The organism is Rhodococcus sp. NPDC057014, assembly GCF_042673295.1.
In the GTDB taxonomy this organism is placed as follows: domain Bacteria; phylum Actinomycetota; class Actinomycetes; order Mycobacteriales; family Mycobacteriaceae; genus Rhodococcus_F.
Genome location: NZ_JBHUSF010000257.1, coordinates 1 through 13,246, shown reverse-complemented (window position 1 = coordinate 13,246; position 13,246 = coordinate 1). Strand labels below are relative to the sequence as shown.

General features: G+C 68.6%; 10 protein-coding genes. 4 read left to right on the top strand and 6 right to left on the bottom strand.

The features are described 5' to 3' along the window. Positions 1 to 3: 3 nt before the first annotated feature. Both ACFTZB_RS34060 and ACFTZB_RS34055 read right to left on the bottom strand, forming a co-directional pair. Entirely contained in the window at positions 4 to 1,269 is a 1,266-nt protein-coding gene (locus ACFTZB_RS34060; protein ID WP_378438490.1) for an amidohydrolase, read from the bottom strand. Between the two features lie 28 nt (positions 1,270 to 1,297). After that, the gene (locus tag ACFTZB_RS34055; RefSeq protein ID WP_378438488.1) at positions 1,298 to 2,773 is read right to left on the bottom strand and encodes an MFS transporter; all 1,476 of its coding nucleotides are present in this window, start codon (positions 2,771 to 2,773) and stop codon (positions 1,298 to 1,300) included. Positions 2,774 to 2,914: 141 nt separating this feature from the next. Here ACFTZB_RS34055 and ACFTZB_RS34050 point away from each other — a divergent pair, with 141 nt between their 5' ends. The 3 genes from ACFTZB_RS34050 to ACFTZB_RS34040 all read left to right on the top strand — a co-directional run bounded on the left by ACFTZB_RS34050 (position 2,915) and on the right by ACFTZB_RS34040 (position 7,369). Beyond that, positions 2,915 to 3,934 carry an Lrp/AsnC family transcriptional regulator gene (locus ACFTZB_RS34050; protein WP_378438486.1) on the top strand — a complete coding sequence of 340 codons (1,020 nt, stop codon included), beginning with the start codon at positions 2,915 to 2,917 and terminating at the stop codon, positions 3,932 to 3,934. A gap of 89 nt (positions 3,935 to 4,023) precedes the next feature. Next, positions 4,024 to 6,477, top strand: a complete 2,454-nt coding sequence (locus tag ACFTZB_RS34045; protein ID WP_378438484.1) for an ATP-dependent Clp protease ATP-binding subunit — start codon at positions 4,024 to 4,026, stop codon at positions 6,475 to 6,477. A gap of 106 nt (positions 6,478 to 6,583) precedes the next feature. Continuing rightward, a complete protein-coding gene (locus ACFTZB_RS34040) occupies positions 6,584 to 7,369 on the top strand; it encodes an IclR family transcriptional regulator (protein ID WP_276138126.1) in 786 nt (261 codons plus the stop codon). A gap of 36 nt (positions 7,370 to 7,405) precedes the next feature. Here ACFTZB_RS34040 and ACFTZB_RS34035 read toward each other — a convergent pair whose 3' ends face one another. The 4 genes from ACFTZB_RS34035 to ACFTZB_RS34020 are packed head-to-tail and all read right to left on the bottom strand — an operon-like array spanning position 7,406 to position 12,042. Further along, on the bottom strand, positions 7,406 to 8,401 hold the full coding sequence (locus ACFTZB_RS34035; RefSeq protein ID WP_378438481.1) for a 2-hydroxyacid dehydrogenase: 996 nt from the start codon (positions 8,399 to 8,401) through the stop codon (positions 7,406 to 7,408). Next, entirely contained in the window at positions 8,398 to 9,336 is a 939-nt protein-coding gene (locus ACFTZB_RS34030; protein ID WP_378438479.1) for a hydroxymethylglutaryl-CoA lyase, read from the bottom strand. The genes ACFTZB_RS34035 and ACFTZB_RS34030 overlap by 4 nt, the downstream gene beginning before the upstream one ends. Next, entirely contained in the window at positions 9,333 to 10,586 is a 1,254-nt protein-coding gene (locus tag ACFTZB_RS34025; RefSeq protein ID WP_378438477.1) for a CaiB/BaiF CoA transferase family protein, read from the bottom strand. Before ACFTZB_RS34025 ends, ACFTZB_RS34030 begins: the two co-directional genes overlap by 4 nt. Positions 10,587 to 10,611: 25 nt before the next feature. After that, complete coding sequence (locus ACFTZB_RS34020) at positions 10,612 to 12,042, bottom strand: GntP family permease (protein ID WP_378438475.1); 1,431 nt, start codon at positions 12,040 to 12,042, stop codon at positions 10,612 to 10,614. 150 nt (positions 12,043 to 12,192) lie between these two features. Here ACFTZB_RS34020 and ACFTZB_RS34015 point away from each other — a divergent pair, with 150 nt between their 5' ends. Further along, positions 12,193 to 13,206, top strand: coding sequence for an AraC family transcriptional regulator (locus ACFTZB_RS34015; protein ID WP_378438473.1), 1,014 nt, complete (start codon positions 12,193 to 12,195; stop codon positions 13,204 to 13,206). Positions 13,207 to 13,246 lie beyond the last annotated feature (40 nt).

Here is a 13,246-nt window from a genome sequence, read left to right as displayed (position 1 = left end):
GGGCTACACGTACGCAGGCCGGCGTGTGGCGCCGGGTGCCCGGGTGCGCTGCCGCTCGAGAACCTCGGCCCGCGCCTCGTCGTCGGTGGCGAGGTCGACGATCGCCGCGGCCAGGGCGTAGGCCCCGTCGACGATGGCGTCGTCGGCGCCCGGCGAGATCGCGTCGGCCGCGAACGCCGCGGTGTGCGGTGCGGCCGACGACCCCATCACCCCGATCAGCGGGTGGATCGAGGGGAGGGCCTGGGAGACGTTGCCCATGTCGGTCGATCCGCCGCCGAGTGCGCCGCCGTTCAGCGGTGTCATCACCCGGCCCCGATGCCCGAGTGCCGCGTCGAAACGGTCGGCGAGGAACGGGTGCTGGACGAGGGGCTCGTAGATCGGGTCGACAGGGGTGACGGCGTAGCTGCATCCGGTGGCCGTCGCGGCGCCGTCCACGCAGGCAAGCACCTTCTTCTTCAGGTCGCCGGTCTCCGCGAGGTCGAAGGATCGCACCTCGGCCTCGACGACCGCGGTCGCCGGAATGATGTTGGAGACGTCGCCACCGGACAGCGTGACGGCGCTGACGCGCACGGTGTCGGGCAGGTGCTGCCGCAGCAGTCCCACGGCCACCTGCATGACCGTGGCCGCGTCGCCCGCGTTGATCCCCATGCTCGGTGCGGCTGCCGCGTGCGACGCCCGCCCGGTGAACTCGACCCGGAAGCGGTCGCGGGACTGCGACGTGCTCCCCGCGGTCGGCGCGACGATGCCGGGACCGGGGTGAACCATCACCGACACCGTCGCGTCCTCCCAGGCGCCGGCCTCCAGCATGTGGGCTTTGCCCGCACCCTTCTCCTCGGCCGGCGTCCCGAGAAGCTTGACCCGGATGCCGAGCTCGTCCGCCACCCGGGACAGCGCGATCGCCGCCCCCGCTCCGGCAGTCGCGATGATGTTGTGACCGCACGCGTGCCCGATGCCGGGGAGGGCGTCGTACTCGGCGCACACCACGACCGTCAGCTCACCGTTGCCGTACACGGCCTCGAGAGCGGTGTCCTGCCCCCACACACCCACTTCCACCGCGAAACCGGCGTCGCGGAGCAGGTCGGCGACGAGCGCCGCCGAACGATGTTCCTCGAACGCGAGTTCCGGATGGGCGTGCAGGTCGTGGCTCGTGGCGACGAGGCGGTCGCGCCATTCGAGGACGGTGTCCTCCACACGTCGCTTCAACTCCTCGGCTACTGCGTTCGGGCCGCCGGAGACGTCGATGTCGCCGGCAATTGCGGTGTCGGTCATGAACTTTCCTTTCTGGCGGGAACGGTGATCACGCCTCGGCGGGCGCGACGGCGGTGACGGTGGGCGCACTGTGGTCGGCGGCGGGTCCGCGGGTCACCACCGCGAGGCCGGCGACGGCAAGCGAGAGCAGCCCGCAGATCACCCACACCGCCTGGTACCCCGCCTCGCTCGTGATCACGGAACCGCCGTCGAGCGTCGCCGTGAACCCGGACATCACCGCCGTGAAGCTGGCGCCGGCGATGGCACCGGCGACGGTGCGGGCACTGTTGTAGAGGCCCGATGCGATGCCGACCGAGTCCCGTGGCGCCCTTGCCACCACCACGTTGGGAAGCGCGGAGATGATGATGCCGTTGCCGAGACCGGACACGACGAGCCACACGAGGACGCTGACGGTGTCCGAGTGCAGCACCGTGAGCAGGGCGTACCCCAGTGCGGCGGTGACAGCGCCGACGATGACGGCCGAGACATCGCCCACCCGCGCACCGAGCCGCGGTCCGGCGAACGTGCCGGCGAACGCCGCGATCGACGCGAACACGAGGACCAGCCCGATCAGCGACGACGACAGTCCGAGCCCGAATCCGGCCGCTGCCGGGTCGGTGCCGACGAAGAGCGCGATCGGGGTCTGGCTGCCGAACAACTGGGCACCGAACAGGGCCGCGAGCAGGATCGGCAGCCCGACACCGGCACGGCCGGAGAGCATCGCGAAATCCACGAGCGGCGAGGACACCCGCCGCTCGAGCACCACCCACAGGGCAAGAAGCGTGCCGCCGAGCAGGAGCCCGCCCAGCACCGGCCCCGACGTCCACCCGAACCTGTTGCCCGTGCTGATCGCGAACAACGCGAACGCCAGTCCCGCCCCCAGGAGAATCGCCCCGGCCCAGTCGAGGCGGCCCGACGTGCGCGCCGTCGTTTCGGGGACGAAGAACACCACGACGACGAGCGCGATCGCCATGAGCGCCGCCGGAACAAGAAGCAGCACAGTGAGATTCAGGAACGATGCGAGTACCCCGGACAGGACCACGCCGACGCTGGCGCCGAGCGTGAGCCCGCCGACCAGCAACCCGATCGCTTTCCCGGACTGCTCCCCGGCGCGCTCACGCACGATCGCGAACTCGAGCGGCAGGAACGCCGCGAGTGCGCCGGTGATCGCCCGGCCCAGGATGAAGATGCCGTACGTCGGGGCGAGCGCCGACACGACGCTGCCGACCGTGACCATCGCCGTCGCGACGACGAGCATTCGCTTGTGTCCGTACCGGTCGCCCATCTTGGCGAGCAACGGCACGAGGACCGCGGTCGCGAGCAGATAACTCGTTTGCACCCAGTTCAGGTCGGCGGGACCGACCGAGTACTTCTCACCGATCGCCGACAGGACCGGACTGAACCAGGCCTGGAGGAATCCGCTCGACAGTTCCATGGCGAAGAGGAACCCGACGAAGCCGGCCGCGGCGCCGAGACGCCGGTCGGAACCGGCGCCGGTGGGGATGGGGGATCGGAGTGCTCCCATGTGTGACCTCCAATGTTGCAGGTCGCCCCGAGAGGCGACATGACAATATGAGCGAAACGACCGAGTCGATGCGTCCGAGTGTTGGGTGAGTGAGTTTCTGCGGTGTAAATGCGCAGAAATTGACGCTGAGGAGGTGCTGATATGCAGGAGAAGACGCCCACGGAGGACGAACTTCGACTAATCCACGCGTTGCAGGTGTGGCCGCGGGTGCCGTGGTCGCAACTCGGGCCGATCCTCGGGGCCGACCCGGTGACTCTCGCGCGACGGTGGTCCGGGCTGAGCGAACGGGGCATGGCCTGGGTGACGGCCCAGCCGCCGATGTCCGATGCCGCGCGCGGCGCGATCGTCGAGGTCGAGTGCGTCGCCGGGTCGATAGACGCGGTGATCACCGAGTTGTCCCAGGACACCGAGTGCATGTCCGTGGACGTCGCCTCGGGTGGTCGCGATCTGATCCTCACCGTCGGCTGCCCCGACCCGACAGCGTTCAACCGGTACGTCGTGTCCCGTGTCGCGGGTATCCCCGACGTCCGCACCGTTCGCACGCATCCGGTGATCACCGCGATTTCAGGGGCATCGCAGTGGCGTCTGCGCGCCCTCGACGCCGACGAGTCGAGCGCGATCGACGCTGCCCGGCGCCGGGACGCCGCCCGGCTCTCGGCGATGTTCGCCCGTCCGCCGGTCGCCGAACGCGACATCATCTCCATCCTGTCCCGCGACGGTCGCGCGAACACACGGACTGTCGCGGAGGCCCTCGGGACCTCCACACGGCGGGCGCGCGAACGGCTGAGCGCGACACTCGCGTCGGGCGCTTTCGAATTCCGCACGGACATGCCTCGCTGGGCCTCGGGGTATCCCGTCTGCGCGTGGTACTTCCTCCGCGTTCCCGCCGCCCAGATGGCCAGGGTCGGCGCCAACTTGAGCGGGCTGCCCGCGGTGCGGACGGTGTTGTCGGTGGCCGGGCCTGCCAATCTTCTGGTGTCGGTGTGGTTGCGTGGACTCTCCGACGTCGAAGGGCTCGAAGCCGTCGTCGAGCAGAAACTGCCCGCGGTCCGCATCCTCGACCGGTGCCTCGTTCTCGGCGTCCGCAAACGCATGGGCCGGGTGTTCGACGAGGACGAACTGCCCATGCAGATCGTGCCGTGGTCGGGAACGCCTGCGTGATCGAGCTCACATCCGTTGCCGTTGGGAATTGATCGCGGGGTTGGCACGTTAGTTGAGTGAGTAACGCTCAACTTATAGGAGGCTGAGGAATGCCAGCATTCTTCGGGCCGGAGGGCCCAGGTCGCATCGACATCAGTCGGCTCATGAGTCGCTCCACCCAGGAGCTCATGGCTGCTGCTGCCCGCTTCGCCGCAGGTCGTGGCGACGCGGAACTCGATGCACTCCACGTTCTGCGCGTCATGACCGAACACGACCCCGTCGCCTCTCTGATGCGCCGCGCAGGCGCCGACACGTCGGCCGTCGCCGATGCCGTCGAACTGCGACTGCCTCAGGGCCGCGACACGTCGGGCTTCGCAACACCCGCACTGAGCGGTGCGCTGAAGACGGCGCTGCTCGAGGCACACCAGCTCGCGCGCGCTCTCGGTTCCACCTACATCGACCCCGAGCACCTCTTCCTGGCGCTCGCCGCCGATCAGGACCACGCCGCCGGACGCCTGCTCGCGTCCGAGGGCATCACCCCGGAACGCCTGCAGACCGCGGTGCAGGGCGGATCGGTGGAGGAGTCCCCGGACTCCGAGACCCCCACGCTCGACAAGTACGGCTTCGACCTCACCGAACGCGCACGCGGCGGCGGAGTCGACCCGGTGATCGGGCGCGCCGACGAGATCGAGCAGACCATCGAGATCCTGTCGCGCCGCACCAAGAACAACCCGGTGCTGGTCGGTGAGGCCGGCGTCGGTAAGACGGCGGTCGTGGAGGGCCTGGCCCAGCGCATCGTCGACGGCGACGTCCCCGATCGCCTGACGGGTAAGCGCATCGTGCAGCTCGACCTGTCGAGCATGGTGTCGGGCACCCGGTACCGCGGTGACTTCGAGGAGCGCCTCACCAAGGTGATCGACGAGATCTCGGCGCATTCGGACGAGCTGATCGTCTTCATCGACGAGGTGCACTCCATCGCCGGTGCCGGTGGCGGCGCCGACGGTGCGATGGACGCGGGCAACATCCTCAAGCCGAAGCTCGCCCGCGGTGAACTGCACATCGTCGGTGCGACGACGCTCGACGAGTACCGCAAGCACATCGAGAAGGATCCGGCGCTCGAGCGTCGCTTCCAGCCGGTGACGGTGGCGGAGCCAAGCATCGAGGATGCGGTGGCGATCCTGTCCGGTCTGCGTGACCGGTACGAGGAGCATCACGGTGTCCGCTACACCGGCGAGGCGATCACGGCCGCCGTCGAACTGTCGGCCCGCTACATCGGCGACCGCTTCCTGCCGGACAAGGCGATCGACCTGATCGATCAGGCCGGTGCCCGGTTGCGGTTGCGGATGCCGAGCGTCGACGTCGAGGCCCTGCGGGCGAAGCTCGCGGAACTCGAACAGGCCAAGGAGCAGGCCGTCGCCGACGAGCAGTACGAAAAGGCCTCGAGCCTGCGCGACGAGGCGACGGAGGTCCAGGCGCGGATCGACGGGAAGGCCGTCGGAGTCTCCGACGTCCGCGGCTCGTCCGCGGCTCAACTGAGAGGCGCGCCCGAGGTGACGGCCGAGCAGATCGCCGAGGTCGTGTCGCGGGCAACCGGGATCCCGGCCAGCCAGATGACGGAGGAGGAGAAGGAACGTCTCCGCCGGCTCGAGGACGAACTGCACCGCCGGGTCGTCGGCCAGGACGACGCCGTGAAGGCCATCGCCCGGGCCGTGCGCCGCAGCCGCACCGGCATGAACGATCCCGACCGTCCCGTGGGCAGCTTCCTGTTCCTCGGACCGACGGGTGTCGGCAAGACCGAACTGGCGAAGGCGCTGGCCGCCACGCTGTTCGGTGACGAGAACAAGATGCTGCGGCTCGACATGAGCGAGTTCGGTGAACGTCACACGGTCAGCCGGCTCGTCGGTGCCCCTCCCGGCTACGTCGGGTACGGGGAGGCGGGGCAGCTCACCGAGCAGGTCCGCCGGAACCCGTACTCGGTGATCCTGCTCGACGAGATCGAGAAGGCGCACCCCGACGTGTTCAACACGCTGCTGCAGGTGCTCGACGACGGTCGGCTCACCGACGGTCAGGGCCGGACGGTGGACTTCAAGAACACCGTGCTGATCATGACCAGCAACCTGGGGTCCGACATCATCTCCAGCAAGTCGGGTGCGCTGGGCTTCAGTACCGGTGACGCGGAGGCGTCGGAGAAGCCGCTGCGGGATCGGGTGATGGGCCGGCTGCGCGAGTCGATGCGTCCGGAGTTCCTGAACCGGATCGACGAGATCGTGATCTTCCGCAAGCTCGACACCGATCAGCTGCACCGGATCACCGACCTGCTGCTGGACGACAGCCGGAAGCGGCTGCAGTCCAAGGGCATCGAGATCTCGTTCAGCGACGCCGCGGTCGACTGGATCGCCGAGCACGGACACCAGCCCGAGTTCGGGGCGCGCCCGTTGCGCCGGTCGATCCAGCGGGCCGTCGACGATCGGATCGCCGATCTGCTGCTCGACGACGTCCTCGTCGAGGGTGGCAGTATCGCGGTCGGCGTGACCGACGACGAGTTGGACCTCGTGGTCGGCTGATCCCCCCCCAGGTGAGTGGCAAAGTGTGCTCCGGCACGCTTTGCCGCTCACGTGGGGGTAGCCGTACCCGCTCACGTGCTGGTGGGGGGCGACTATCGTCGTGGATATGCGAGCGGAAGACGGCGAATTGACCTCCAAACACCAGCCGTTGCTGGTGCTGAGCAAGATCACGGAGATCCTCGACGCCTTCAGCCTGTCGCGTCCGTCGATGACGCTGGGCGAGATCCATCAGGCCACGGGTCTGCCGACGTCGACGGTCCAACGTCTGGTCAGCAACCTGGTGGCGCAGGAATTCCTCGACCGGTCCGGCGACCAGATCCGGATCGGCGTGAAGATGGCGTTCTGGGCGGCGACGGCCACCAAGGGGCTCGACGTGCTGGCCGTCGTCACGCCGGTGCTGAAGGAGATCCGCGACGCGACCGGTGAGACCGCCAGCTTCTTCCGGGTCGAGCAGGGCTACCGCGTGTGCGTTGCGATCGCGGAGACCGAGCACGCGCTGCGCCGGAACATGTACGTCGGAAAGATCGTGCCTCTGCCCGCGGGGTCGGCGGGCCGGGTGCTGCTCGCCTGGAACCCGGACCTCACCGAGCAGGTCCTCGCCGGCCCCATCGAACCGATGACGGAGGGCACCGTCACCGATACCGACGTGCTGCGCGAACTGATCCACCAGGCGCGGGCGGACGGGTACGCCATCACGGCGGGGGAGCGGGAGGACAGCGCGTCGGGATTGGCTGCGCCCGTGTTCGATTCGTCCGGTGACGTGCTCGGCGCGCTGGCGATCAGCGGGCCCACGCTGCGCATGCCTCGCGAGCAGTGCGAGAAGTGGGTGGATCTGCTCGTCGGCAGCGCGGAGCAGGTCACCCGGACGCTGGGCGGCCGCTACCCGTCATGAGGCGTGCTCGCGCTTCACGACGGTTCGCGGCGTCCGTCACGACGTCCACGCCTCCGGGTTGACCGGGTGCGGCGGGATCCGGTTCTGCGCCATGGCCACCGCGTTGTCGGCGCACAGCCGCGCCATCTCGGACCGTACGGCGACGGTGGCGCTGCCGACGTGGGGGAGCAGCACGGTGTTCGGTAGTTCCGCCAGCCCCGGTGCGAGCGCGGGCTCGTCCTCGTAGACGTCCAGTCCGGCCCCGGCGATCTCCCCGGATTTCAGGGCGGCGACGAGGGCAGTCTCGTCGACGACGGGTCCGCGCGCGGTGTTGACCAGGATCGCCGTCGGTTTCATCGCGTGCAGCACGCCCGCGTCCACCAGGTGCCGGGTCTGCTCGTTCAGTGGAACATGCAGCGACAGGAAGTCGCTGGTGGCGACGAGGGTGTCCCAGTCGGTGTGGGTGACGAGTCCGGCGAACTCGCCGAGTTCGGCGTCGGTCACGGGCCGGTCGCCGGGAGGCCGCGGGCAGAACTGCACCTGCATGCCGAAGGCCAGTGCCCGGCGGGCGGTGGCGCGGGCGATCCGACCGAACCCGGCGAGCCCGAGGGTGCTCCCCGAAACATCTTGGCCGAGTAACAGGTTCGGTTCCCATCCGGTGAACTTCCCGGAGCGGACGAACGTGTCGGCCTCCACCGCCCGGCGCGCGGTGGCCATGATCAGCAGCATCGCGACGTCGGCGGTGGCGTCGGTGAGCACCCCCGGGGTGTTGCCGACGAGGATCTTGTTGGCGGTGGCCGCACCGATGTCGACGTTGTTGAACCCGACCGCGTAGTTGGAGATCCCACGGATCTTCGCGGCGGCCAGGAGGTCGGCGTCGAATGTGTCGCGGAGTTGGGACACCACGACGTCGTAGTCGCCGGACAGGCAGACCTCCCGCAGCCGGGCGGCGTCCGGAAGTTCTTCGGGCAGTTCGACGCTGCCCGCGGCGCGCAGCAGCGTGAGGGCGGGTTCGGGGATCGGGGTGGTGACGTAGAACCGGACGCCGCTCATCGGCCGCCGCCGATGACCCACTCGAACGCGGACGCGTTGGAGCGCGCGCCCTGCGCGGCCTTGGACCGATTGGCCTCGCCGAGTTCGGCGAGGGTCTTCTCGGACAGTTCCACCAGCGAGCCGAACGTGCTGGGGTTCAGCCAGTCCGGGCGGGTGGCGAACAGCAGGTCCTCGCTGGCGGTGTTGCCGCTGGCGCCGGGCGCGAACGGGCAGCCGCCGAGCCCGCCGAGGGCGCCGTCGACGGTCATCGCGCCTGCCGCGACCGCGGCGAGACTGTTCGCGACGCCCAAACCCCACGTGTCGTGCCCGTGGAAGACGATGCCGCGTTGCGGGGTCTCGAGCCTCACCCGGGAGACGAGGGAGTACACCTCGGCGGGGACGGCCTGGCCGAGGGTGTCGCAGACGACGACGTCGACGGCGCCGTGGGCGCGCGGGTCGTTGGCGATGTCGATCACCCGCTGCTCCGGCACCCGGCCCTCGAACGGGCAGGTGAACGATGTCGCGATGCACAGTTGGATGCTGCCCCCGACGCCTCGCGCGAGTTCGATCGCGGCGGGCATCGCGGCGAGGCTGTCCTCGGTGGAACGGCCGATGTTCGCCTGGTTGTGGGAATCGGACGCGGAGAAGCAGTACTGGAAATGGCGCGCGCCGGCGGCGGCGGCCTTCTCCACGTGCCGGGGCGTCGCGACCCACACCCAGCAGTGCTCCAGTTCCTCCGGGGTCAGCTCCGAGATCACCTCGACGGTGTTCGCCATCGGCGGGACGAGGTCGGGGCGGGCCATCGACCCGATCTCGAGCGCGGGCACGCCGAGTTCGAGGAGCCGCCGGGCGATCTCGAGTTTCCGGGCGGTGGGCAGCATCTTGCCGGTCAGCTGCAGTCCGTCGCGCAGGGTGACGTCGCGGAGCAGGGCGCGTGATTCGAAGGATTGCGTCATGAGAGGTCACCTACCGTGTCGTTGACGAGGGAGTCGATCTGTTCCGGGGTCTTGCCGAGCAAGGTTTCGAGGACCTCCCGGGTGTGCTCGCCGAGGTCCGGTCCGACGTTGCGGATGGGCAGCGACTGTCCGCCGATCACAGGGACGATGCCGGGGAACCCGACCTGCTTCGGTTCGGCTTCACCGGTGTCGACGGTGAACTGCTGGATCATGTTGCGGGCCGCGTACTGTTCGTCGCTGCAGATGTCGGCGGCGGTGTTGATCGGACCCGACGGCACCCCGGCGGTGTCGAGGATCTTCAGCGCGTCGTCGCGGGAGTACTGGATCGTCCACGCGCCGATCGCCGCGTCGAGTTCGTCGCGGCGCGCCCACCGTCCGGCGTTCGTGGACAGGTCCGGGTCGGCGCCGAGGTCCGGGCGGCCGATGGTGTCCATGTAGCGCTGGAAGATCGCGTCCCCGTTGCCGGCGATGATGATGCTGTTGCCGTCGTTGCAGGTGTACGCGTTCGACGGGGCGATGCCCTCCATCCGGCCGCCGACGCGTTCGCGTTTGATGCCGTACGCCAGGTAGTCGGGGATCAGCGACTCCATCATCGACAGGATCGATTCGTTGAGCGCGACGTCGATGATGCGATGCGGCAGGGACGGGCCCTGCGTCCCGGCGACCTTCGCGGCCTCGCGCTGGAACAGCGCCATCACCGCCCCGAACGCCGCGTAGAGGCCTGCGATCGAATCGCCGATCGACACCCCCACCCGCACCGGCGGCCGGTCCGGGTCACCGACCAGTTCACGGAACCCGCCCGCTGCCTCCGCGACCGCGGCGAACCCCGGCCGCTGCGACATCGGGCCGGTCTGCCCGAACGCCGAGATCCTCGTGATCACCAGGTCCGGATTGGCCTCGTTCAACGCGTCCGGTCCGATACCCCACTTCTCCAGGGTGCCGGGCCGGAAGTTCTCCAGCAGGATGTCGCAGTGGGCGGCGAGGTCGAGGACGAGTCGGCGGCCCTCCTCGGTGCGCAGGTCCAGCACGATCGACTTCTTGTTCCGGTTGATCGTGCGGTACAGCATCGAGGTGTCGCCGGAGTACAGGCGCCAGTTGCGCAGTTCGTCGCCGGTCTTCGGGCGCTCCACCTTGATGACCTCGGCCCCGAAGTCGGCGAGCATCCGGCCCGCCGTCGGTGCGGCGATGTAATTGCCCAGCTCGAGTACCCGAATTCCGTCGAGTGGCCGAATGGTGTTGTCGGAGAACATGGTGATCCTTAACTGATAGTGACGCTCAGAGAACGAGGCTCATGGGCAGGACGAGCAGTATTGCGACGACCGATGCCACCGATACTCCCACCGAACACGTCTTCAGCGTGCCCCGTGTGGTCTGACCCATCAAGGACTGCAGCAGCCAGAAGGTGTTGCTGGTGACGTGCACCGCGAACAGGGAACCGGCGCCGGCCGCGAGAGCGATGAGGACGGGGTCGAGCCCGAGGGTGGGGGCGATGGGTGCGAGGACGCCTGCCGCGGTGATGGCGGAGATCGTCACGGAACCGACGGCGATGTGCAGGACTGCGGCGATCACCCAGACCATCAGCAGCGGAGCCGCGTGATTGGCGGTGAAGTACTTGCCGAGGATGTCGCCGAGTCCGGCGGCGGCGATGGTCGCGGCGAGGGACCCGCCGACACCGGTGAGGATGAGGATCTGGCCGCTCTCGCTGAAACCGCTCGCGATCGCCTTCTGCACGCGATGCTGGCCGATGCTGATCCGGCCGACGAAGCTGGTGCCGATCAGTCCGATCAGCAACGCGATGAGCGGTTCCGACACGAATTCGACGACCGGGTTGCTGATCTCGGCGATGTCCAGGATGGCGCCGGTCGCGATGAGCAGGAGGGAGAGGAGCAGCGGAGCGAGGAGCAGGATCAGCGGACGGTCGTGCTTGGTGCGTTCGGTGGTGACGGTCGCGGCGCGTTGCGCCTGGGCGACACCGCCGCCCGCGTCCGGCCGAGGGGCGCTGCCACCGCTGCCGCCGTCGGTCCAGTCCTCTTCTTCGTCGTCGACGACCGTCTGATGGAAGTGCTCCTCGTCCTTCTCCGGGTTCCACCAACCACGGGTGAACAGGAACGACATGATGGCGACCGAGATCGCCACGGTCGGGATCACCAGGATCAACCCGAAGATCAGCATCTTGCCGAGCGGCACACCGAGCAGTCCGGCGAGCGCGAGGGCGCCGACGCCGGGAACCATGAGGACGATGCCGCACTCGAGGCCGATGGCGAGGGCGGTGGCCATGCGGGCCGTCCCCACCCGGCCGACCTTCGGTGCGAGGTTGCGGGCGAGCGGAGCCGAGATGACGAGCAAAACGTCGAGGAAGATGGACTGCAGCAACGTCGCGATCGTCAGCGACATCGCATAGGGCATTCGTTTCGGCCCGAACACCCGGAGAAGCGTTCCGACCAGGCGTTGGATGGCGCCCATTTCTTTCAGCATGGCGCCCATCAGGACGCCGAAGGCGATCAGTAGTCCCACTTCGGCCATGATGTCGCCGAAACCGGTGCTGATGACCTTCACCGTCTCGGCCGTGCCGAGTCCCGTCGTGAGTCCGAGGTATGCGGATCCGACGACCAGCGACACCACGGGGTTGAACTTGAAACGCACGATCATCAGCACGACCGCCGCGACGGCGACCGTGGTGTTGATCAGGATTCCTACGTCTGACATGTGCGCGTCCTTCGAGGAGGCGGGCAGTGACTGGTGTCACAGGTACACCCATATTATGAGCACACACTCACGATATAAGCAATGCCGCCCCGTACGCCTTTCTGGTTGTTCCCGCTACCGGAAAGGCGCACGGGCCTGGATACTCGACGCATGGTCGCGCTGGATCCGTTTGCGGTGGGACGGCCACCGGTTGCCGAGCGCAGGACGTCGGACGACTGGGACGAGATCCGGCACTGGTCCGACCGCGTCTACATGCCGTATGTCGTGCGTCCGCTCGGGGTCGGGCTGGCGCCGAGGTCGAGCATGTATTCCACGAAGATCGGCGACATCACGGTCACCCGGTTCTCCTACGGCATCCCCGTCTCGGTCGGCGACTTCTCGCCCGACGCCGGAAACGCGCTCGTCCTCACGACCATCCGCGGGAATGCCCGGCACCACGTCGATCACGACGCCACCGCGGACACACCGGCCGGGGACACGTTCGTCGCCGACTGCAGCCGAATCGACTACCTCGTCGAGTTTTCCCCGGACCACGTGCAGCTCAATCTCACGATTCCGCACCGGGTGCTCGCTGACACGGCAGTGCGCTGGTGGGGATTCGATCCGGGAGATGTTCTCTGGCAACGCAAATGCGCCATCGGGGGCGGTGGGTCCGGCTGGCAGGCGCTGCTCGGGTACGCGATGCGGACGACCGCGGAGCTACCGGGACACGCCACGGACGGGCGTATCGGGCTCAACCTGCAGGAGTTGCTCGTCGGCCACCTGCTCACCGAGTGGGCGGCGCGGGCGGGAGTCGACCCGGACAGGACCACCGGACCGGCGGCGCCGGGCTACGTGCGGCACGCGGTCCAGTACATCCGGGAGTGCGCCCGCGAACTGCCGACGGCCTCCGACATCGCCGACGCGGTGGGGGTCAGCGTCAGGACCCTGTCCGGATCGTTCCGGAAATACCTGGACACCACGCCGGCCGAGTACGTGCGTGAGCAGCGGCTTCGGGGCATCCGGGAGGAACTGCTCACCGCACCCCCCGGGGAGACCGTCGCCTCGATCGCCGGCGCGTGGGGGTACGTCAACCTGGGCCTGTTCGCGGCGTCCTACCGGCGGCGGTTCGGTGAGAATCCGTCGCAGACCAGGGCCTCCGGCCCCGTTTTTGGGTATATATAGCACATACAACTCAAAAAAAAAACGGGGCGAAGCGCCCCCC